This is a genomic window from Arthrobacter sp. K4-10C (assembly GCF_059090085.1).
This window is the reverse complement of record NZ_JBNHFI010000012.1, coordinates 14,629-35,330: the sequence shown is the minus strand read 5'-3', so window position 1 is coordinate 35,330 and position 20,702 is coordinate 14,629. Positions and strand designations below refer to the sequence as shown.

19 protein-coding genes are annotated in these 20,702 nt (G+C 62.4%); 12 read left to right on the top strand and 7 right to left on the bottom strand.

The genetic code is table 11. The annotated features are described in order from the left end of the window. Positions 1–15: 15 nt before the first annotated feature. On the bottom strand, positions 16–1,491 hold the full coding sequence (locus tag AC5RUU_RS16700; RefSeq protein ID WP_493976326.1) for an APC family permease: 1,476 nt from the start codon (positions 1,489–1,491) through the stop codon (positions 16–18). Between the two features lie 714 nt (positions 1,492–2,205). Continuing rightward, positions 2,206–2,439: a hypothetical protein gene (locus tag AC5RUU_RS16695; RefSeq protein ID WP_493976325.1), complete on the bottom strand. Its 234-nt coding sequence runs from the start codon at positions 2,437–2,439 to the stop codon at positions 2,206–2,208. Positions 2,440–2,706: 267 nt separating this feature from the next. Here AC5RUU_RS16695 and AC5RUU_RS16690 point away from each other — a divergent pair, with 267 nt between their 5' ends. The 7 genes from AC5RUU_RS16690 to AC5RUU_RS16660 all read left to right on the top strand — a co-directional run bounded on the left by AC5RUU_RS16690 (position 2,707) and on the right by AC5RUU_RS16660 (position 8,677). Next, positions 2,707–4,071 (top strand): MFS transporter, encoded by a 1,365-nt coding sequence (locus AC5RUU_RS16690; RefSeq protein ID WP_493976324.1) that lies wholly within the window; start codon positions 2,707–2,709, stop codon positions 4,069–4,071. A gap of 74 nt (positions 4,072–4,145) precedes the next feature. Further along, the gene (locus AC5RUU_RS16685) at positions 4,146–4,826 is read left to right on the top strand and encodes a GntR family transcriptional regulator (RefSeq protein ID WP_493976323.1); all 681 of its coding nucleotides are present in this window, start codon (positions 4,146–4,148) and stop codon (positions 4,824–4,826) included. A 14-nt stretch (positions 4,827–4,840) separates the two neighbouring features. Beyond that, complete coding sequence (locus AC5RUU_RS16680) at positions 4,841–5,635, top strand: carbon-nitrogen family hydrolase (protein ID WP_493976322.1); 795 nt, start codon at positions 4,841–4,843, stop codon at positions 5,633–5,635. 10 nt (positions 5,636–5,645) lie between these two features. Next, positions 5,646–6,326, top strand: a complete 681-nt coding sequence (locus tag AC5RUU_RS16675; protein WP_493976321.1) for a DUF2848 family protein — start codon at positions 5,646–5,648, stop codon at positions 6,324–6,326. Further along, complete coding sequence (locus tag AC5RUU_RS16670; RefSeq protein ID WP_493976320.1) at positions 6,326–7,792, top strand: 4-hydroxyphenylacetate 3-hydroxylase family protein; 1,467 nt, start codon at positions 6,326–6,328, stop codon at positions 7,790–7,792. The genes AC5RUU_RS16675 and AC5RUU_RS16670 overlap by 1 nt, the downstream gene beginning before the upstream one ends. A 2-nt stretch (positions 7,793–7,794) precedes the next feature. Then, a complete protein-coding gene (locus AC5RUU_RS16665) occupies positions 7,795–8,151 on the top strand; it encodes a cupin domain-containing protein (RefSeq protein WP_493976319.1) in 357 nt (118 codons plus the stop codon). Position 8,152: 1 nt separating this feature from the next. Next, positions 8,153–8,677: a flavin reductase family protein gene (locus AC5RUU_RS16660; RefSeq protein ID WP_493976318.1), complete on the top strand. Its 525-nt coding sequence runs from the start codon at positions 8,153–8,155 to the stop codon at positions 8,675–8,677. A 453-nt stretch (positions 8,678–9,130) separates the two neighbouring features. Here the strand turns inward: AC5RUU_RS16660 and AC5RUU_RS16655 are convergent, their stop codons facing one another. The 3 genes from AC5RUU_RS16655 to AC5RUU_RS16645 all read right to left on the bottom strand — a co-directional run bounded on the left by AC5RUU_RS16655 (position 9,131) and on the right by AC5RUU_RS16645 (position 12,934). Beyond that, positions 9,131–10,651, bottom strand: coding sequence for an APC family permease (locus AC5RUU_RS16655; RefSeq protein ID WP_493976317.1), 1,521 nt, complete (start codon positions 10,649–10,651; stop codon positions 9,131–9,133). A gap of 215 nt (positions 10,652–10,866) precedes the next feature. Beyond that, a complete protein-coding gene (locus AC5RUU_RS16650) occupies positions 10,867–12,363 on the bottom strand; it encodes an aldehyde dehydrogenase family protein (protein WP_493976316.1) in 1,497 nt (498 codons plus the stop codon). 43 nt (positions 12,364–12,406) lie between these two features. Further along, complete coding sequence (locus AC5RUU_RS16645) at positions 12,407–12,934, bottom strand: hypothetical protein (protein WP_493976315.1); 528 nt, start codon at positions 12,932–12,934, stop codon at positions 12,407–12,409. Between the two features lie 121 nt (positions 12,935–13,055). On the opposite strand from AC5RUU_RS16645, the gene AC5RUU_RS16640 reads away from it, so the two are divergent. Then, positions 13,056–15,077: a primary-amine oxidase gene (locus AC5RUU_RS16640; RefSeq protein ID WP_493976314.1), complete on the top strand. Its 2,022-nt coding sequence runs from the start codon at positions 13,056–13,058 to the stop codon at positions 15,075–15,077. Between the two features lie 89 nt (positions 15,078–15,166). Next, a complete protein-coding gene (locus tag AC5RUU_RS16635; protein ID WP_493976313.1) occupies positions 15,167–15,772 on the top strand; it encodes a TetR/AcrR family transcriptional regulator in 606 nt (201 codons plus the stop codon). A 43-nt stretch (positions 15,773–15,815) separates the two neighbouring features. Here AC5RUU_RS16635 and AC5RUU_RS16630 read toward each other — a convergent pair whose 3' ends face one another. Then, entirely contained in the window at positions 15,816–17,180 is a 1,365-nt protein-coding gene (locus tag AC5RUU_RS16630) for an MFS transporter (protein WP_493976312.1), read from the bottom strand. Between the two features lie 212 nt (positions 17,181–17,392). Then, on the bottom strand, positions 17,393–18,307 hold the full coding sequence (locus tag AC5RUU_RS16625) for a LysR substrate-binding domain-containing protein (RefSeq protein ID WP_493976311.1): 915 nt from the start codon (positions 18,305–18,307) through the stop codon (positions 17,393–17,395). Between the two features lie 133 nt (positions 18,308–18,440). Here AC5RUU_RS16625 and AC5RUU_RS16620 point away from each other — a divergent pair, with 133 nt between their 5' ends. Genes AC5RUU_RS16620 through AC5RUU_RS16610 form a run of 3 tightly spaced genes read left to right on the top strand, consistent with a single transcriptional unit; the run spans position 18,441 to position 20,678 of the window. After that, positions 18,441–18,863 (top strand): RidA family protein, encoded by a 423-nt coding sequence (locus tag AC5RUU_RS16620; protein WP_493976310.1) that lies wholly within the window; start codon positions 18,441–18,443, stop codon positions 18,861–18,863. Further along, positions 18,860–19,531, top strand: coding sequence for a DUF1028 domain-containing protein (locus AC5RUU_RS16615; RefSeq protein ID WP_493976309.1), 672 nt, complete (start codon positions 18,860–18,862; stop codon positions 19,529–19,531). The genes AC5RUU_RS16620 and AC5RUU_RS16615 overlap by 4 nt, the downstream gene beginning before the upstream one ends. Beyond that, positions 19,521–20,678 (top strand): M20 family metallopeptidase, encoded by a 1,158-nt coding sequence (locus AC5RUU_RS16610; protein WP_493976308.1) that lies wholly within the window; start codon positions 19,521–19,523, stop codon positions 20,676–20,678. Before AC5RUU_RS16615 ends, AC5RUU_RS16610 begins: the two co-directional genes overlap by 11 nt. The last annotated feature ends 24 nt before the right edge of the window (positions 20,679–20,702 follow it).

The window sequence follows — 20,702 nt, the reverse complement described above, 5'->3', positions numbered from 1 at the left end:
CCCTCAAGACTATGCTCAACAATCTGCGTGGCCGATCCGGTGATAGGCGGCCGGATTGACGCGCCGCAACACCAACGCCAGGGTCATTCCGGCAACGCAGACCAGCGGGGTGGTGACAAGAAGGATGGTGTTGATGGGGTCACCGTCAGGCAGGCCGGTGATCAACTCCGCGTTGTCCAGCATCAGGTAAGCCACCACACACATGATCAGGCTGGCAACCACAGCGGAGGGGATCACGTACCAGCGCAACCCGTGGTCCCTGCGCCGTGCAAAGAAGACCACCACGCCGACGCCGGTGAGCGCCTGCAGGAGCAGGATCCCCACAACGCCCGGGGTATTCGCCCAAATGAGGAACTGCGTGAACGGGTCAAGTTGGAGCAGGGCTGCGCCCGCCACGAGGGCCAGGGAAAGCAGCGTCTGTTCAAAGCCGGCAACGGACGGCGTGCCGTGCCGGGGGCTGATCCTGCCGGACCGCCTGGGGAAGATGCCTTCGCGGCTCAATGAAAGTGTGTACCGGTTGATGGTGTTGTGGAAGGACAATTGGGACGCGAAGATGCTGGTCACGATCAGCACGCTCATGAGGTTGACGCACCATTCCCCGGCAAACGTGCCGGCCATGATGTAGGCGGTGTCGCCAGAGTCAAGGTGTCCGGCCGCGAACTCCTGGATGGCTTTTGGCCCGAAGGCCTGGACGATGACCCAGACGGCAAACGCGTAGAAGGCACCGATGAAGGCTATGGAAATGTAGGTTGCCCGTGGGACACTCCGGTCCGGGTCGCGGGCTTCTTCGCGGTAGAGCGCGCCGGATTCGAAACCCATGAAAGCTGAGAAGCCAAGGGCTATGACAGCGGCGAACTGTGGAGAGAAGATGGCCTCAGGGCTGAAGGATTCGAAGCTGATGCCTTGCGCGCCTCCCTGGACCAGGACATAGGCGGCGACGATGGCGACGATGGCGGTTTCCAAAGTGAGCAGGACGGCGAGGACCTTGGCGCCGACGTCGATCCCCCGCCAGCCCAGGTACCAGACGGCGCCAATCGCCACAACGGCGTAGGCCCACCACGGCAGTTCAACCCCCGTGAGGGATTTCACCGCCAGATCGGCCTGGATTCCCAGTAGTCCGTAGAGACCAATTTGGATGCCGTTGTAGCTCATCCAGGCTGTGAGTCCCGAGCCGAGTCCGACCACCCGCCCCAGGGATTTGGCGATATAGCCGTAAAAGCCGCTGTAGGACTGGACGTGGCGCGTAAGCGCCATGAAGCCGATGGCGAAGAGTGCCAGGCCCAAACCGGCAACGATATAGATGACCGGGGCGCCGACGCCGCCCACCGCAAGGGCGAGCGGGGCGATTCCAACCACGATGGTCAACGGTGCTGCCGCCGACACCAACATGAACACGATGTCGCGGGTTCCGATTGCGTTCTTTTTCAGTCCGGCCACGGGGACGGAGTCTGCGGAAGGCTTCTTTGCCGCCGCTTGTTTAGTGAATGCCATTCGCTTATTGTTGACCTGAGTCACACTCCGCGTCAAGAGCGCGGTCGCCTCCCCAACAACAAGCAAGGTGGAAGTTCATGGATTCAAGCTCGGTGGCCTGAGTGCGTGCGTGGTGGTGTTCGGGTGACACCCCGTCAGCCTTTACGCGAAGGACACCTCGATAACCGCGCGGACGATTGAGCTGTTTCTGGGACAGCGTAGCCGCCCGGGCCACTCGGTCTGCCGGCTACGCTGTCCGCGGTGAGGCTCTGACAGCTACCAATCCTGTTAGGTCCAATAGGTTGGGTATGTGGCTCTGCGGAGCCGGGACCCTAGAATTCCAAACCCGACGAGGATGCATGCCGCAATACCGGAGCACACCACAAAAGCGACCTGCCCAGTGGTCGCCATGGTACCGATGACTGCGGTGGCAGCCGCCGGTGAATGAAGGCATCCTCAGCCACAAGGTAGCTCCGATAGCCAGACTGCCCGGAACCCCGGCGGCCCAGAACAACGGGACCCGTTGCGGGGGAACTTTAAAGGCTGCCCAAAGGGCAGTATCAGTTTGACGGGGATTGTACGACTATCTGACGGACGCGTCCGGCAGTAGCCACCAGTTCAGAGCCCAATCACCAGGCGGGGTTTCCACCCCCCGGTGCATGCCCCATGGATCAGATACATGGACAGCAGGCTGGCTTGCGCCTGAAGGCTTGGAACCTGCTGGAGCGGTCTCCGTCACCAGCATGCCAAGCGCCAGGCCCGCTGTTGAACTGTGTGGCCGAGGGGCACCTCTCTACTCACGGCAACCGTGAAGGACCAGTAGTCATGCTGCGTTACCAGCACGCCACCGCCGCAACTCAGCGATGCTGACTCAGCAATGGCTACCGCTGTTCCTAGGTCCGCCTGAATTGTCTCGGCGTCATCACCGTCCACCTCAAGCAGGATCTCGGACTTTTGAATCAGGGCCATGGATTTAACCTCCAAGAAGACCGGAAGAGTCTGCGCAGCTCCTTTGGTGCGCACGCCTAAAAATATAGGGTCGTTGTATACATCTTGTCTACACAAACTTTTCGCTTGTTTATGAGTGGTAGACAAGTTGTATACATGTGGCCTACAGTGGTTTCAGTGATTCACTTCACGCCCTGTTCATCACCTCCGAGTAACCCGGCCCGCCGCAGTGTTGCGGCTGAGCCAGCCGAGGCCGTATCCAAGGCCCCCTCCCCAAAGGATGATCGAATGACACAAATGACGAAGGCAGAGCTCCGGCGGCAGAAGCATACAAACCTGCCGACCGTTGCTGCCTCAAGCCTGGCCGGCACTGCCGTGGAGTGGTACGACTTCTTCCTCTACGGCACCGCGGCCGCCTTGGTGTTCAACAAGCTGTTTTTCCCGACGGATGATCCGCTCGTCGGTACCATGCTGGCACTGGGAACATTTGCGGCCGGCTTTATAGCACGACCTCTTGGCGCCGTTGTCCTGGGCCACATTGGAGACAAACACGGGCGCCGCACCACCCTGGTCGCCAGTCTCCTCCTGATGGGCGTAGCAACTGCCTTGATCGCCTTCATTCCCCCGTACGCAGCAATTGGTGTAGCAGCGCCGCTGATCCTCCTCTTCCTGCGTCTCGTCCAGGGATTCGCCTTGGGTGGCGAGTGGGGTGGCGCCGTCCTGCTGGTTTCTGAACACAGCAATGAAAGCACCCGGCGGGCCTTCTGGGCCTCCTGGCCCAACGTGGGCCCGCCACTGGGAAACCTCATGGCCGCCGGCGTCCTGGCACTTCTCGCCGCTGTAATGCCGGCGAGCGAATTTCTCGCCTGGGGCTGGCGCATCGCCTTCGGGCTGTCGGCTCTGCTCGTGGTCATCGGGCTCGTTTTGCGCCTCTACGTGCAGGAAACTCCGCTGTTCAAGGAGGCACAGCGGAAGCGTGAAGCAGAAGAGACAAAGAAGGTTCGCATGCCTTTGGGCGTCCTGTTCCGTCGGAACTGGCGTCAAATCCTCATTGCCGCCGGAAGCCGCATGGGCGAAAATGCGGGTTTCTATATCTACTCGCTGTTCATCATTACCTATGTCACCGAAATCCTGGGCCAGGACCGTCAGGACGGCCTCACGGCTGTGATGATCGGCCAGGGCGCCGCATGCGTGGCCATCCCACTGCTGGCTGTCTACGCGGACAAGACTGGCCGCAAGCCCATGATGATCGGCGCCTCAATTGCCACGATGATTTGGGCCTTCGCGTTCTTCTTCTTCCTGAACACAGGGCAACTGTGGGGAACCATCGTCGCAGCTGTCGGCGGCCTGCTGATCTTTGCCGCTTACAGCTCGGTCATCGGCGCCTTCTTCTCTGAACTCTTCCCCACGGACGTGCGGTACAGCGGAACATCCGTTGCCTACAACCTTGCATCGTTGGTCGCTGGTTCACTATCACCGATCATTGCCCTGCTCCTGTACCGCCAGTTCGGTACCGGCTACGCCATCGGGGTGTACCTGGCATTCATGGGTCTCGTCTCCTTGGTCTCGGTCCTGTTCGCCAAGGAAACCAAAAACATCCGCCTTAGTGACCTCGATGTACAGGTGCAAACGGGCGCCCCTGCAGCGAAGTAACACCTAGCCGACAGCAAAGCCTCCTGCGCGATACTGTGAGTACATCCCGTATACAACCGCTCGAGGAGCTTTCGATGAACCGCCTTCACAAGCCCAGCCACATCTCCGCCCCCGAGATCGCCTACAGGTGGCTTCGGGACGCGATCAGCGAGTTGCCGTGGGACGAAGAGGCCTTTCTCAGCGAAAACGCGGTAGCGGAAGCCACGGGAACCTCACGCACACCCGTTCGGGAGGCTTTGCTCCGGCTGGAAACCGACGGCCTGATCCGACGGGTACCCAACAAGGGGGCTTATGTGCCGGCCATGACGTCGAAGGACATTGAAGGAATGATGGAGGCCCGGCAGATCATCGAAGAATGGGCTGTGCGCAAGACTGTGGCCTCCCTGAAGTCCACAGGAGACCTCGATCAGCTCCTGGAAGAACAGTCACAAAAACTCGCAGATCCCGTCGCCTTTATCGCCTGCGACATTCGGTTCCACAAGTACATCGTGGCCGCAGCGGATAACCCTGTCCTGGAGGACGTGTACGACTCCCTGCGTTTCAAGCAACTTCGTATCGGAGTCAAAGCCGTGCAGGACAGCGAGGGCAGGAGCGACCATGTCCTCGACGAACACCGCGCCATCGTAAAGGCAATCCAAAGCGGGAACGCCGATACGGCAGTTGAGGCAGTCCGTGAGCATCTGGCATCAACCCTGATGGCCCTCAAAGCACCGCGAGCACGGCGTTTTGTGAACAACACCTCCAGTTCGACATAAAGCAAGGAATTCTCATGAAAGTAGCACTCGTCCAGGTGGCCAGCCCGGACCACGAAAGCCGTGACGAGCGGATCGTACGGGTGGAAGGACTCCTCCGAAACATCGAAGGCGCGGACCTGGTCGTCCTGCCCGAGCTTTGGAGCGCCGGCTACTTTCACTTCGATCAGTACGACGCCCTGGCCGAGACGGTTGAAGGGCCCACGCTGTCGATGTGCTCCCGCGTCGCTGCCGATTTGGGCGCCTACGTTCACGCCGGAAGCATCGTCGAGAGGGACGAAGAAGGACACCTTAAGAACACTTCCATCCTGCTGGACCCCGCCGGGCGCATCGTTCACAAGTACAGCAAGATCCATGTATTCGGCTACAAGTCACTGGAGTCCAGCCTGCTGACTCCGGGTAACTCATTGCCCGTTGCAGATGCAGCATTCGGGCACACCGCAGGCGTCACCTGCTACGACCTGCGCTTTCCCGGCCTGTGGTCCGAGCTCAGCCAAAGGGGAGCGGAGATTGTAATTGTCCCTGCTGCCTGGCCGGCAGCCCGACGGGAACACTGGCGCCTGCTCACCTCCGCCCGTGCGGTTGAGCATCAGATGTTCATCATCGCAACCAACGCGACAGGCGAACAGGAAGGAGTCGAGGTCGGTGGGCATAGCAGGGTGGTGGACCCATCCGGCGTCGTCCTGGCTGAATGCGGTTCCGCCGAAGAAGTCCTGCTGGTGGAAATTGACCCTGAGCAGGTCTCGAGGGTGAGGAAGGAATTCCCGGTCATCGGTGACCGGCTCGCCCAATACAGCAACCTGGCGAAATAAGGAGATGACAATGCAAAACGCTGAAAACGCACCCCTGACCTTCGAGGTTGTTGGAGGCGGAACCATCACCCTGGACGGTTTTCGCGGCATCGTCGCCGGCTATACCGGCAGGGACATGACCGCTGTCCAGCACCACATCGACGAACTGGCAGCAATCGGTGTTGCCCCGCCCCCCGAAGTGCCAATGTTCTACCAGGTTCCCGAAGAACTCTTCGCCACTTCGGCTGAGCATGAGGGCTCGGACAGCCTGACATCAGGAGAAGTGGAGCCTCTCTACATCCGCCACAAAGGCACTTTTTACCTGGGAATCGGCTCCGACCACACGGACAGGGACTTGGAAATCCAGGACATCGGCGACTCCAAGCGGGCATGCCCTAAGCCGGTTTCGTCACAGGTCATCCGAATCGATGACCTGGAGTCACTGTCCCTGGATGAGTGCACCGCCCGTTCCTGGGTGGACGGTGCGCTCTACCAGGAAGGAACGCTTGACGGAATCCGCAAGCCTGCCGAGGTCGTCCGGCTGCTCCTGGACCGTACTGATGTCGGGGACGACGATTTCCTCTGCCTCGGCGGCACCCTTCCCCTGCTCGGCGGAAAATTCACCAAAGGCACCGTCTGGAGGCTGGAATTGCTGTTTCCAGACGGCACGAAACTCGAACACACCTACAAAATGACGAAAGGTTTGAACTGATGCGAACCGGAGAAGAATACCTGAAGAGCCTCAATGACGGGCGTACCGTCATTGTCGACGGCCAGGTTGTGGAAAACGTCCTGGAGCACCCGGCATTCAGCCACATTGCCCAAACCATGGCTGAGCTGTACGACATCGCCGCAGATCCTGAAAACGGCATGCAGTTCCACTCTGATGAGATCAACGGTCCGGCCAACAGGGTCTTTGCCGCACCCCGGTCGCAGGAGGAACTGGTCCTCCGCCGCCACGCCATCGAGAAGTGGGCAAAGCACACCCATGGCTGGGTAGGCCGCAGCCCGGACCACGTGGGAACCTTCTTTGCCGCATTCGGCTCGCACCCGGACGTCTTCAAGGACGAACAGCACGACTTTTCAGCGAATATCAGCAACTACTACAAGCGCATCCTTGCCGAGAACCTCTACGTGTCCTACGCCATCATCCCGCCCCAGATATCCCGGGCCACCAACGCGTCAGGCTGGGAAGGCGACTTCCTCCAGGTTGGCGTCGTCAGGGAAACCGAAGAAGGCATGATTGTCCGCGGTTCCCAGATGCTGGCTACGGGCGGCGCCATCGCAGACGAAGTCTTTGTGACCTGCATCAAGCCACTCGGCCCGGACGATGTCGACTTTGCCATCAGCTTCGCCCTGCCCGCAGCAACCAAGGGCCTCAAGCTGTACTGCCGGCGCCCGTTCGCTCCCGCAGCTACAAGTGAATTCGACTACCCTCTGACCACCAGGTACGACGAACCTGACGCCCTTGTCGTGTTCGATGATGTCCTCGTCCCGTGGGACCGGGTGTTCATCGACCGCAACGTCGACATGCTGCGCAAGCAGTTCTTCGACACCGGCGCCCACGCCCTGGGCAACTGGCAGGCACAGATCCGGTTCGCCACCAAGCTGAAATTCATCGCCTCCGTTGCCCGGAAGGTCACCCAGGTCAACGGCACCGACAAGATCCCCGGCGTCCAGGAGAAGCTCGGGGAACTCGCTGCCATCGTATCCTCGGTTGAATCAGCAGTTCTTGCCGCCGAATACACGGCGACCGCCGACGCGAACGGAATGATGGTTCCAGGAAAGCGTGCGCTGTACGGGGCCATGGGCCTTCAGTCCGAAACCTACCCTCGGGTCATCGGGATTCTTCGGGACCTCGTGGGTGGCGGCGTTCTTCAGTTGCCATCAAGCATCGCTGACATGACCAGCGAAGTGAGCCGCCCCGACATGGACCGTTACGTCCAGTCCCCGGGAGTCCCCAGTGAAGAGCGTGTGAAGTTGTTCAAGCTTGCCTGGGACATCATCGGCTCGGAATTCGCAGGCCGGCACCAGCAATACGAGATGTTCTACGCCGGTGCACCCTTCGTCGTCAAAGGCGCTTATACGTACCGTAACTACGGATACGACGCCCTCGTTACTGAACTCGACGAATTCCTGGGCGGATACGGAATCAACGAAAGTGCCGAGGCGAAGTAATCATGGCCAAACCTGAATTCGAGTTCACTCCAACGGCTTCCGTTGACTTCACTCCCTGCACCCCCCACATCGACGGGCTCTCTGAAGCGATCCTGGCCCGCGATGACAAGAACGACAGCGTCACACGCATCCTCAAATTCGAGCCGGGAACCGACACGTCGCCGAACGGCGTTCTCACCCACGACTTCTGGGAAGAAGTGTTCATCTTCGAAGGATCCTTCGTCGACCAGCGCCTGAACCGCACGTTCAAGGCCGGCGACTGGGCGACCCGTCCCCCGGGCATGGAACACGGGCCGTGGGTCTCCGAAACCGGAGCCAAAATGTTTGAAGTCCGCTATTACCAGGACAGTGACAATTGAAATGAACCGCACACTCAGCTTCGCCGAACCCGATGCGCTCCATATGCGCCGCACCATGGGAAGGTTTCTTACCGGTGTTGCAGTGATTACCACCAAAGCAGGTGATGAGCTGCACGGCATGACCATTAATTCCCTGACGTCCATCAGCCTGACTCCGCCCATTCTGATGATCTCGCTGAACTTCAACACCCGCACAGGGGATACGTTGCTGCAGAGCGGAAAGTTTGCCATTTCGATTCTTGGGGCAAAACAGGAATCGATAGCGCGCCGGTTCGCCGCGCGCGGTGCTGAACACTTCGACGGTGGCGAGTTTGATTTCACCGAGTCCGGGCTCCCAGTGGTGAAGGATGCACTGGCGCAGGCGGACTGCACCGTGGTCCACCAGTACGACGTAGGTGATCACCAGGTCTTTTTCGGCCAGGTAACCGGTTGCCGTGAACGCGAGGGACAGGGGCTTGCGTTCAGCGCTGGAAAGTTTGGTTCCTTTAAGGACTTCGGACACGAAGAACTCCCCTGGTTCTACTAAACAAAAGGCTGGGGGCCCTCATCGGCCCCCAGCCTTTCCGGTAGGTATCAAGTGCCCGTTTGGGTGAGAAAAACGAGAGCGAATCGGCAATGGCGTTAGCTTCCTGACACCAGCTAGGACGCCATGGCAACGTGGAACCATTCCCTCTCTCGCAATTAAGGCCGACGTGGTTCCCGCCGCTCACGTGTTTGCCCGAACGGAACGTCAGGGCTGACCGACACCGCGTACTGACGGTAGCTGTGCTGTGTCACAAGGATCCCTTGACCTCTTTCTATTGCATGTTTCATTGCGAGCCGCACAGCGTCGTCAAGCTTCTGGTCCCTCTCAGCTGGTTCTGTGACTGCTACCTCAAGGAGGAAGGGGTTACTCATAGGTGTTCTTTCGTTATTGGCTGCGGAGTTGGCATGGGCAGCTCGCCTGCATCCGTGCGGGGAGGATCCCTGCTCCGGCTCGTCAGCCTTCAGGCAGGAGGACTGCGGCGTCCTTGGACGTCTCAATGGGTGAGGCAGCTTCACGTACTTTCCTGCCCCGCACATATCCGACAATTCCCAGGGCAAGGATGCAGCCCAGGGTGCCAAGCGCGAAGGCTTCGAAGGTGAATTGCGAGACTCCCCAAATCTCCTCGAAGTCGTATTCCAGGCCGAAGAGCATGTCCAGGGTTCCCGGGAAGATGGCCACCCAGGAGCCGATCAGGATCCAGGCGAAGCAGATGTACCCGAGGACGCGGAAACCTGCGTCGGAGACGGGAACCTTGAAGGGCCGGTCAGTGAGCGGGTACTTGCTCCGGAGCCGCACCGCTGCCGGGATTGCCAGGAGGTAGCTGAGCAGGAACGTCGAGATGGCGATGGACAGGACCACACCGAACAGTGCGCTGCTGGTGCCGCTGAGCTGCATTGCCGCGAGCATGAACAGTGTAGCTACCACTCCCGAGAGCGTGTTCACGCGGATCGGTGTCCCCAGTTTGGGGTGGAAGCGGCCGAAGAACCCGCCGAAGAACGATCCGTCGGCGGCAGCCATGGCCTGCATGCGGTCGCTGATGATCATCCATGCGGCCCCTTGGGAAACCAGGATGAAGCAGAAGACCACCGCTGAAACGGCAAGCATGGCCTCCGCGGCCGGGCCGAAGACTGAGTAGACCGTTGCCACTGCGCCGAAAAGCCCACCAATGCCCGTGATCTGGTCCAGAGGTACCACCAGCAGGATGGCCAGGATCGGAAGCAGGTAACTTGCGGCCGCGATCATTGAGGAGCGGGCAATAGAGATAGGGACGTCCTTGGCCGGATTCTTCATCTCCCCTGCCGCGCTGTTGCCGGACTCGAAGCCGAGGAAGGAAAAGAGCAGCAGAGGCGTGACGCCAAGGAAGCCGGCCAGGGTGGGTGAGAAGAAGCCGAGGTCCAGTCCGTTGAAGCCGTGCTGCAGCCCATAGATCAAGGTGACGACGATGAAGAAGGTCAGGAACAGGACCTTGAGGATGGCGCCGAGCGAAGGCAGCCATTTGCCGTGTTTCAGGCTGACAATGGCCGAGGTCACGGTGATCCAGATGAAGACCAGTTTGAAGATGTAGTCGCCAGCGCTCCCGGCTTCCACGTGGCCCACGTACTCGGACCAGGTTTCCACGGCGACGAACGCCATAGCGCCGCCTACCCAGACTGGCTGCGTCACCCATGTGAAGAGGGACGTGATGGCGGCGACCACCCGGCCGAAGGCCATCTTCGTCCAGACGTAGACGCCGCCCTCTTCGGTGAAGGCCCCACCAGTCTCGGCGAAGATGAGGCCGTAGGGCACCATGAACGTGACCGCCAGGATGAGGGTCCAGGTAAAGGTCTCCCCGCCGAATCCGGAGACCTGACCCAGGACTTCCACCGAGATGACGGCCGCGACCACCAGCAACAGGATGTCGAAGCGGCCGAGTGATTTCTGCAGATGCTTGCTTTGCTCCTGGGCAAGGTGTGTTGAGGCTATTGGCTGATCCATGATCGGTCCTTTGCTACTGCTTAAGTTTGCTACTGCGCAAGAAGGGTGGGTAGGGAGGGTGTGCCATACGGCGGCGAAAAGAGGGACGGGGCCGGCTTCGTGCAGTGCTAAATGTCCGGGTCCGGTCCGCTGTGGAGATCAGAGTAGGCTTGTGAAGTGCATCACGTAAAACAAGGGATGGAGATGAAGAACATCAAGATTTCCGATGAAGCCGGTCAGCCGAACTGGATCCAGGTGGTCTTTGGCGCCGTGTAGTTATCGAAGGCATGCAGTGACAGGTCGCGGCCAAACCCGGACTGCTTGAAGCCGCCAAACGGAGTGGTGTTGCCCAGCGCGTCCACCGTGTTCACGGATACGGTTCCGGCGAGCAACTCCCCCGCCACACGATGCGCCCGGGCCAGGTCCGAGGTCCACACAGACGCCGCCAGTCCATAGTCCGTAGCGTTTGCCAGCCGCACCGCTTCGTCCTCCGTGGCGAAGGCATGCAGCACGGCCACAGGCCCAAAGATCTCCTCCCGGTGAACATCATGTTCCGCCCCCAGCCCGCCCAGCAGCGTCGGTTCCAGATACGCGTCCGAGCCGCGGATTTCACGCCGCTCACCGCCGAAAAGTACTTCGCCTTCCGCCCGCCCGCGCTTCACCCAGCCTTCGACGTCGTCCGTGTGGGCGCTGCTTATCAGGGCGCCGTTGCCCCCCAACCCCGCGAGCGGGTCCGCAGGCCGATACCCGGCCGCAGCATCGACAAGCAGGGCGCCAAACTCGTCGTGGATCTCCCGTTGGACCAGGATGCGGGAGTTGGCTGAACAAACTTGCCCCTGGTTGTAGAAGGCCCCGAAAGCTGCCTTGGCAGCCGCCGCGGCGAGATCACCCGTATCTGCGAAGACAATGTTGGAGCTCTTTCCGCCGGCCTCCAGGCTCAGCCGCTTGAGATTGCTCCGGCCGGAGGCCTCGAGCAAGGTGCGGGACACCGCGGTGGACCCTGTAAACGCCAAGGCATCGACGTCCATATGGTGCGCCAACGCGGCACCCACTTCGCGGCCAGTCCCCGTGACAATGTTCAGTACGCCGTCGGGAAGCCCGGCCTCGGAAGCCAGCTCGGCGAGCCGCAAGACGCTCAGCGACGTCTGCTCGGCCGGCTTGAGGCATACCGTATTTCCGGCGGCGAGCGCCGGGGCCAGCTTCCACACTGCGATCTCGAGCGGAAAGTTCCACGGCACGATAGCGGCCACCACTCCCAAGGGCTCACGGGTCACCAACGCTGTCGCCCCCGCTGGAACGGCGGGAAGCTCACCGCCCTGCTTGTCCGCCGCTTCGGCATACCAGCGCAGGGTAGAGATGGCTCCGGGTACGTCCACGGTGGTGGTCTGCAGGATTGGTTTGCCGCTGTCCAGGGTTTCGAGCAGCGCCAGCTCGTCGGCATTCTGCTCCATCAGCGCTGCAAGTGCCAGCAGCAAGCCCTTGCGCTTTTCCGCTCCCAGGCGGGACCACGCCGGGAAGGCCCGCCGCGCGACGGCCACGGCGGCGTCAACATCCCCGGCATCGCATGCGGCCAGGTCGGCCAGGACGCGTCCATCAACGGGGCTGCTGGTTGGCCGGACCTTCCGCCCGCCCGCGCTGGTGCGGCGGCCGCCTATGAATGCCCGGCCGTCGATCGCCAGGGCGTCCGCCCGGCCGTTCCAGTCGACGGAAGTCAAGGTGGAGGTGGTGTTCATCGTGGCTCCTGGTTTCGGTTTTCGGTGGTTCAGTGCGTAGTGGTTACTGCTCGACGGCGGCGCGGACCGCGGCGCCGATGGATGCGGGCTTTTGGGCCGGGGCCAGCTGGCCCCGGCCCTGCCCGTAACGCGTCAGGCGGAGGGCGGTCGCGGAGCCCAAAAGGCACAGCAGTTCGACTCCGATGAGTGCGAGCATCGCGCCGTCATGGCTGGTGGATTCGTTGGCGAACCGCCCGTGTCCGGCAGCCCCTGCGGCCGCGATCGCCTCGTGATGGCTCCCGGCTCCAGGCGTTACCAGCAAGACCAGATGGATGAGGACCATCGCGGCGCTCATTGCCAGGAGGTGTCCGGCGGCCCGTCCGGCGCAGATTCGCCCGGCCAGCATCGGCGAGGCGCAGGCCAGGCAAACAACTGCCATCGCCGCCATCCACCAGGCCATCGAACCCGACGGCCCGCTGGCCGCCGCGATCAGATGTGCCGCCGCGCTGCCTGCTGCCGCCAATCCCACGAGGGCGGCGGGGATGCGGGCGTGCGGGAGGCGCTCCGGCCGGAGGGCTGTTCGCTGGTCCATGGTTCTCCTGGCTACCCCGGCGTGTTGGGAGTCGAGGACTTTACGCCGGGCTTGTGAGGTGGGTAACATCAAAGCGTTGGTTGAACAGTTGTACCATCAAAATCTGACATCAGGAAGTGCCATGACCCTTCAGACCGCCCATTTGGCCCCAGAGAAACAGGCGCAGGCCGCAAAGACGCAGGCCCCGCACGTGCAGCATCCCCTCGCACAGCTCACCGCCGACGAAATCCATGAAGCCCGCCGGATCCTCGCCGAGGCGGGACTCGTGTCTGACACCACCCGCTTCGCCTACCTCGGACTGATCGAACCGCCAAAATCCGCGTTACAGGGGAATCCCACCAGAGCCGACCGCCAGGTCCGGGCCATGCTGTGGGACGCCGCCCTGTCCCGGTCCCTTGACGTCCGCCTCTCCCTGGCCGCGGGGCTGGTGACGGAGCAGCGTGAACTGGATCCCGCCATCGACGGCCAGCTGCCCGTCCTCCTGGAGGAGTTCGGGATCATTGAGGAAATCCTCGGCGGAGACCCGCAGTGGAAGGAATCCCTGGCACGCCGCGGCCTGGCCCCGCAGCAGGTGCGGGTTGCTCCGCTGTCGGCAGGCGTCTTCGAGTACGAAAACGAGGAGGGCAAAAGGCTGCTGCGTGGCCTCGGTTTCCGCCAGGACCACCCCGCCGACCACCCGTGGGCACACCCGATAGACGGGTTGGTTGCCTTCGTTGACGTGGAAAACCGGCGGGTGGACCACCTGATCGACGACGGCCCTGTCCCCGTTCCGGAGGTCAACGGCAACTACACCGACCCGGCGATCCATGGCGAGCTACGCACGGACCTGAAGCCGATCGAGATCACCCAGCCAGAAGGGCCCAGCTTCACCCTCGAGGGCAACCACCTTTCCTGGGCGGGCTGGGACTTGCGCGTCGGCTTCGATGCCCGGGAAGGACTCGTCCTCCACCAACTCCACTACACGCACAAGGATCGCCGGCGCCCGGTTGTCCACCGCGCGTCGATCTCCGAAATGGTGGTCCCCTACGGCGACCCCTCCCCGTACCGGAGCTGGCAGAACTACTTCGATTCCGGCGAGTACCTTGTGGGCCGGGACGCGAATTCCCTCAAGCTCGGCTGCGACTGCCTGGGCGACATCACGTACATGTCCCCCGTGGTTGCCGATGACTTCGGAAACCCGCGCACCATCGAGAACGGCATCTGCATCCACGAGGAAGACGCAGGAATCCTGTGGAAGCACACGGATGAGTGGGCCGGCTCCAACGAGGTCCGCCGCAACCGCCGCCTGGTGGTCTCCTTCTTCACCACCGTGGGCAACTACGACTACGGCTTCTACTGGTACCTTTACCTGGACGGCACCATCGAATTCGAAGCGAAGGCCACGGGCATCGTGTTCACGGCCGCACTCCCGGACAAGGCATACTCCTATGCCTCGGAAATCGCGCCCGGCCTCGGCGCTCCGTTCCACCAGCACCTCTTCAGCGCCAGGCTGGACATGATGGTCGACGGCGACACGAACCGTGTGGAGGAACTGGACCTCGTGCGTCTCCCAAAGGGTCCCGGAAACCCGCACGGCAACGCCTTCACGCAGCAGCGCACCGTATTGGCCCGGGAGTCCGAGGCAGTCCGGGACGCCGATGGCTCCAAGGGCCGCGTCTGGCATATCAGCAACCCGGATTCCCTGAACCAGCTCGGCCACCCGGTCGGTTACACGCTCTATCCGGAGGGCAACCCCACCCTGGCCATGGCGGATGACTCCTCGATCGCCTCCCGGGCTGCCTTCGCACGGCACCACCTCTGGGTCACGCGGCACCATGACGAAGAGCTTTATGCGGCCGGAGATTTCGTGAACCAGCATCCGGGCGGTGCAGGGCTTCCCGCTTATGTCGCACAGGACCGCGACATCAACGGCCAGGACCTGGTGGTCTGGCACTCGTTCGGCCTGACGCACTTCCCCCGGCCGGAAGATTGGCCCATCATGCCTGTAGACACAACCGGATTCACCCTCAAACCGCACGGTTTCTTTGATGAGAACCCCACGTTGAACGTGCCGCCCTCCGCCGCCGGCCACTGCCCGACGGAAGGCCCAAACGCCGGAGGCTCCGCCGTCGGGCATTCTGCAACGGGTCACTGCGGACACTGACAACTCCACACCGCGGGGGCGCGCAGCCGCGTTCCCGCGGTGATAGGGTGCGGTCCGAGCCATCAACCGTCCGCATCCGAAGGAGCCGCATGCCCCGTTTGGTAGACCACCAGGAACGGCGCCGTTCGATTATCGAGACCACGTGGCGGCTGATCGCCGGGGAGGGCATCGAGAACGCGAGCATGCGCGACATTGCAAGGGAATGCGGTTACGCGGCCCCCGGCGTGCTGGCCCACTACTTCCCCAACAAGGACGCCTTGCTGCTGGCCGCCTACGAGCTGATCTGCGAACGCACCAACGAACGCATCGCGGCGGGCACGGCTGGCCGCAGGGGCCTTGCTGCGCTGCGCAGCCTCTGCCTGGAAATCATCCCTGCCGATCCCCTCACCGTGGTTGAAGCGCGGGTGGCTGTCTCCTTCTGGCAGCGCGCCCAGACGGAGGATGCGCTGCGCGCCGTTGGCCGCGACGCCCTGCTGCACTGGCGCGGACTGATGATGGGCTTCCTCGCCCAGGCGGAGCACGACGGCGAGTGCGAACCGTTAGCGGACCCTGATGCGGCGGCCGATGAGCTGCTGAACATCATGATGGGGCTGCACGTCACGTCGATGCTGGATCCGGACGCTGTCACGGGTTCCCGGCAGCGACACCTGGTGGAGCGGGCACTGGCGAGGCTGGCGGCAGAAAAACGCCCGTAGCCCGGGCTCAGTTGCTGAGCCCAGGCTACGGTCTAGAGGACAGTCAGTTGCGGACGCTCGGCGCCTCAGAGCTTGCCGGGGACGTCTGCGGGGAATCCTTGACGTCTTCCACAGTCATGAGGTCCGTGCCCTTGCTTTCTTTCATACTCAGGACAGCGGCCAGGCCTATCAGTCCCACCAGGATCAGGTAGAACGCCGGCATCATCTGGTTCCCTGTTTGGGCAATGAGCCACGTGAGGACGTACGGGACCGTGCCGGCGAAGATGGCCGCGGTGACGCTGTAGGCGACCGAGAGCCCCGTCTGCCGTGTACGGGTGGGGAAGAGTTCCGCAGCGGCGGCAGCATGGACGCCAAGGATGAGGGCCAGGATGACGCCCAGCCCGACGGTGCTGACGGCACCGGCCCAGGCCGTTCCGGACTGCATGATCAGGAACAGTGGATAGGCAAGGACTACCAGCGCCAGGGCGGCAGTGATCAGGACGGGGCGCCGACCTATCCGGTCCGAGGCGGCGCCCGCCAGCGGGACCAGAATGAGGCCTGCGACCGACGCCGCGGTGGACAGCAGTGCCGCGGTTCCGGCGTCGAAGCCCAGCACCTTTTCCTGGTATGTCAGCAGGTAGACCAGTACCACGTAGAACGTCACGTGCATCATGATTTCCAGGCCGCCCATCTGAAGGAGCTGCTTCCAATGCCGGGTGAAGACCTCCTTCACCGGGCTCTGCGGGACGTTGTCGAGCTGCTCCAGGGACCGGAACTCGGGGGTGTCCTCGATCTTGGAACGAATGTAGAAGCCGATGACGCCCATCGGAACGGCAATCAGGAACGGAATGCGCCAGCCGCCGTCGGCGATGGTCTGAGCATCCATGACGCTGCTTAGGATGAACACCACCAGCGAGGCTGCAAGGAATCCGAGGAGACTTCCAAACTCAAGCCAGCTGACTCCGAAACCGCGGTGCTTCCTGGGCGAGTATTCTGCGAGGAATGCCGCCGCGCTTCCGAATTCGCCGCCGGCCGCAAGCCCCTGCACCACCCGGGCAGCGATCAGCAGGATGGGTGCCCACAGCCCGATGGCATCGTAGGTTGGCAGGAGGCCAACCACCAGTGTGGCGCCGCTCATGGAGAGAATCACGAGCGAGAGTGTTTTCTTGCGGCCGATCCTGTCACCCAGGGTGCCAAACACCAGCGCGCCCAGGGGGCGGACGCCGAAGCTGATCGCAAAGACAGCGAAGACCGACAGGAGCGCTGCAGTGCTGTCCTGCTGGGGGAAGAAGACGACGGCGATGGTGGAGGCAAGGTAGGCGTAGATGGCCCACTCGAACCAGTGGACAAAAACGCCTATCGAACCGGCGGCAACGCTCGTGCGCAAGCCTTTCCGGCTGATGTTGCCCTCGATGTTGCTGGTGTTCACAGTTCCTCCTGGAGGAAAAGATCCGATGGGGGATGGGGAGAGCGGGCCTGTGGCGGTCGACGTTGACCGACCGGGACGCGCTACCAGAACACGTGACTTGGATCACGCCCATTTGCTGGTGTATCCATTTTCGAACGGGGCAAAGTAATCTGTCTAATAGATTTTTAACGCGTAGTGCATCTATGGAACAGATGAATGCGGATCAGCCCTTCCTAGCCGCGCTCAGCATGGGCCGCGACGATCTGGTGCCTCACCGCCTGGGCCACGGCCCGCACCCTGGCCGTGGGACGGTGCGACTTGAGGTGGGCCAGGACGGTCTTTAGTTCCGGCACGTCGTCACGGATCTCCACGCTGGCGAGCTTGCCGCCGTCGTAGGTCAACTGGTGCTGCGGGCGCTGGTGAAGGATCGAATAGCCCAGTCCCCGCGCCACGAAAGTCCGCACGGTCTCATAGCTTCCCGAGCGGAACCTCACGTCAGGTTCCTGGCCGCCCAGCCGGGCAATGGAGAGCATCAGGTCCCTCGTATGCGGCAGGTCCAGCAGCACGAAGGACTCTCCGCTGAGCGCCGAGAGGGACACCTTCTTCGACCCGGCGAACTTATGCCCTGGCGGAAGTGCCACATAGGGCCGAACGGTATCAACGACGGAACGCGCGATCACGTCCGGCAGGTCCAGGTCGTAACAAAGGGCGAGGTCCGCCTGGCCGCTGAGCAAGGCAGCGATGCAGCCTGCGGTGTCAGTTTCCAGAACTTCCGTCTCAAGGGCAGGGTGGTCCTCGCGCAACCTGGTTAGGACTCCGGGCAACAGGAAGGGGGCGAGTGTACTGAAGCACGCTATCCGAATCCGCCCTGCAACACTCTGGTGCTCCCCACGTGCGTGATCGATACTCTCTTCTACTTGCGCGAGGATGGCTTGTGCATCGCGGACGAACAGTTCGCCGGCCGGCGTCAGCACCAGCCCCTTGGAACGCTGACGGATGAAGAACTGGGTGCCGACGTGGCGCTCGAGTTGCGCAATGGCTGCCGAGACGGCGGACTGTGCCACATTCAGGCGGGCGGCTGCGCCCGTCATGGACAGCTGGGCTGCCGCTTCCACAAAATAGCGCAACTGCGTCAGTGTCACATCCATGCGAAAAGAATACCTCTTCATCAGAATCGCCGATGCAATCGTTCTAAAAGAACTGTTGGACAGATTCACCGATGCCTCGGAAGCTGAAGGATACGAGCAACCGCTTGAACCACGACCGAAAGGCAGCAGCCAAGTGAAGCACCAGCGCATCCGCACGTTCAATACAAAGGACACGTATCCCGAGCAGAATCTGGACAACGATCTCTGCCAGGCCGTGGTTGCCAACGGCGTGGTCTACCTGCGGGGCCAGATCGGGCAGGACCTGGAAACGCGGGAATCCGTGGGCATCGGCGACGTTGAAGCCCAGACGGAGAAGGCCATGGCCAACATCGACATGCTGCTCAAGGAAGCCGGCAGCAGCCTCGAAGACATCGTCAAGGTGACGGTATACCTCATCGACCCGCGGTACCGCGAAACTGTCTACCGCACCATGGGCCGGTGGTTGAAGGGCGTTTTCCCCGTGTCCACCGGGATCGTCGTCCAGGCGCTGGCACGCCCGGAGTGGCTCGTGGAAATCGACGCCACCGCAGTGATCTCGACGGAGGGACAGCAGTGACGTTCAGCATCGCTGCCACGGACGGGCAAGGCCGGTTTGGCATCGCTGTGTCCTCGTCCTCCGCGGCCGTTGCGGCACGGTGCGCGCATTTGCGCGATGGCGTCGGCGCCGTCAGTTCCCAAAACATCACCGACCCTCGGCTGGGCGCCACGCTCCTTGACCGTCTGCAAGCGGGCTATTCGGCGCAAGAGGCGATTGACGCCGTCGTCCATGAATCACCGGCGGTGGACTACCGGCAACTGGTGGTGCTGGACGCACACGGAGGTTCCGCCGTTTTCAGCGGTGCGCACACCCTGGGCGTTTTTGGGGAGGGCCGCAGCGCATGCAGTGTAGCTGCGGGCAACATGCTCGCAGATCCCGGCGTAGCCCAGGCCCTGTGCGACGGATTCGCAGCAACGGCAGGAGAACTCGAAGTGCGGCTCATGGCTGCCCTTCGCGCAGCGGAGGCGGCCGGCGGCGAGGCCGGCCCTGTGCGCTCGGCGGGAATCTCGGTGGTTTCCGGCCATGGGTGGCGGGACACTGACCTGCGGGTGGACTGGCACGAGGACCCCATAGCCGAGCTTGGGCATCTGCTGGAGGTCTGGCTTCCGCAACGCCAGGACTATGTGGTTCGCGGGCTGGACCCCGCGTCTTCCGTGGGATACGGGGTGCCGGGCGATGCGCGTTGAGCGGCCACGCCTGGTAAGTCCGACGGCTCAGCGCGCGAGGGTGCTCGAGTCCGTAGCCGGGCAGCATCACGATCTGGTCCAGCTGTCCGAGACACTCCACGCCAACCCGGAACTGGGCTGGCAGGAACATCGCGCAGCCGCCTGGACTGCTGGTTATCTTGAGCGGCACGGCTTTGCGGTTGAACGGGGGTACCTGGGATTTCCTACTGCCATCCGGGCAGTCTTCGGGGCGGGCACCCGCCGCATTGGGCTCATGGCCGAGTACGACGCCCTGCCGGGCCTGGGCCACGCGTGCGGCCACAACATCATCACCGCTATCGCCTGCGGGGCGGCCCTTGCGCTGGCAGAGTTCGCAACGGAGCGTGACCTGACCGTGGAGGTGTACGGAACCCCGGCGGAAGAGGGCGGCGGCGGAAAAATCGAGCTCCTCAAGAAGGGTGCCTTCCTGGGTTTGGACCTGGCGATGATGGCGCACCCCAGCCCGGTCGACTCGGCCGAAGCCCGTCCCTATGCCGTGGCACACAGCCATGTGGAGTACAGGGGTAAATCAGCACATGCTGCCGCCTACCCCCATCAAGGCGTCAACGCGAGCGACGCCTTCATCGTGGCTCAGGTGGCCCTCGGTTTGCTCCGGCAGCAGTTGCCCGCAGGTACGCGCATCCACGGCATCCAAACCCGGGGTGGTGAAGCGCCCAATGCGATACCCGAAAAGACGGAGGGCCGCTGGTACGTCCGCGCCGAATCACTTGCAGAACTGGAAAAGCTGGAAGAGCGTGTGCATCGCTGCTTCGAAGCGGGGGCGCTGGCATCGGGCTCCGAATTGTCCATAACGCCGGAGTCGGAGCCCTACTCGGAGTTCCGCACCGACTGGCGGGCGCTGGAACTGTATGTCCGGAATGCCGAGTTCCTGGGCCGCGACTTCACCGCGCCGCCGGAGCAGGCCACCATGAACCGGGCATCAACGGACATGGGCAACGTGTCACAGGTTGTTCCGGCCATCCACCCCTACATTGGGCTCGGCTGCTTCCCCGCAGCAAACCACCAGCCCGAGTTCGCCGCCCATTGCATCGGAGAAGCAGCGAATCGTGCCATTCACGACGGCGCGGCCGCTCTGGCCCTCACCGCATTGGACTACCTGGCAGAGTAGCCGGGCAGGTCCCCAACCAGAAAC

Bases quoted from the DNA above. Each gene is read 5' to 3' on its own strand.
- AC5RUU_RS16690 (WP_493976324.1), top strand. From the start codon at position 2,707: ATGACACAAATGACGAAGGCAGAGCTCCGGCGGCAGAAGCATACAAAC.
- AC5RUU_RS16635 (WP_493976313.1), top strand. From the start codon at position 15,167: ATGCCCCGTTTGGTAGACCACCAGGAACGGCGCCGTTCGATTATCGAG.
- AC5RUU_RS16700 (WP_493976326.1), bottom strand. From the start codon at position 1,491: ATGGCATTCACTAAACAAGCGGCGGCAAAGAAGCCTTCCGCAGACTCC.
- AC5RUU_RS16645 (WP_493976315.1), bottom strand. From the start codon at position 12,934: ATGGACCAGCGAACAGCCCTCCGGCCGGAGCGCCTCCCGCACGCCCGC.
- AC5RUU_RS16685 (WP_493976323.1), top strand. From the start codon at position 4,146: ATGAACCGCCTTCACAAGCCCAGCCACATCTCCGCCCCCGAGATCGCC.
- AC5RUU_RS16610 (WP_493976308.1), top strand. From the start codon at position 19,521: ATGCGCGTTGAGCGGCCACGCCTGGTAAGTCCGACGGCTCAGCGCGCG.
- AC5RUU_RS16695 (WP_493976325.1), bottom strand. From the start codon at position 2,439: ATGGCCCTGATTCAAAAGTCCGAGATCCTGCTTGAGGTGGACGGTGAT.
- AC5RUU_RS16660 (WP_493976318.1), top strand. From the start codon at position 8,153: ATGAACCGCACACTCAGCTTCGCCGAACCCGATGCGCTCCATATGCGC.
- AC5RUU_RS16640 (WP_493976314.1), top strand. From the start codon at position 13,056: ATGACCCTTCAGACCGCCCATTTGGCCCCAGAGAAACAGGCGCAGGCC.
- AC5RUU_RS16680 (WP_493976322.1), top strand. From the start codon at position 4,841: ATGAAAGTAGCACTCGTCCAGGTGGCCAGCCCGGACCACGAAAGCCGT.
- AC5RUU_RS16650 (WP_493976316.1), bottom strand. From the start codon at position 12,363: ATGAACACCACCTCCACCTTGACTTCCGTCGACTGGAACGGCCGGGCG.
- AC5RUU_RS16625 (WP_493976311.1), bottom strand. From the start codon at position 18,307: ATGGATGTGACACTGACGCAGTTGCGCTATTTTGTGGAAGCGGCAGCC.
- AC5RUU_RS16665 (WP_493976319.1), top strand. From the start codon at position 7,795: ATGGCCAAACCTGAATTCGAGTTCACTCCAACGGCTTCCGTTGACTTC.
- AC5RUU_RS16675 (WP_493976321.1), top strand. From the start codon at position 5,646: ATGCAAAACGCTGAAAACGCACCCCTGACCTTCGAGGTTGTTGGAGGC.
- AC5RUU_RS16655 (WP_493976317.1), bottom strand. From the start codon at position 10,651: ATGGATCAGCCAATAGCCTCAACACACCTTGCCCAGGAGCAAAGCAAG.
- AC5RUU_RS16670 (WP_493976320.1), top strand. From the start codon at position 6,326: ATGCGAACCGGAGAAGAATACCTGAAGAGCCTCAATGACGGGCGTACC.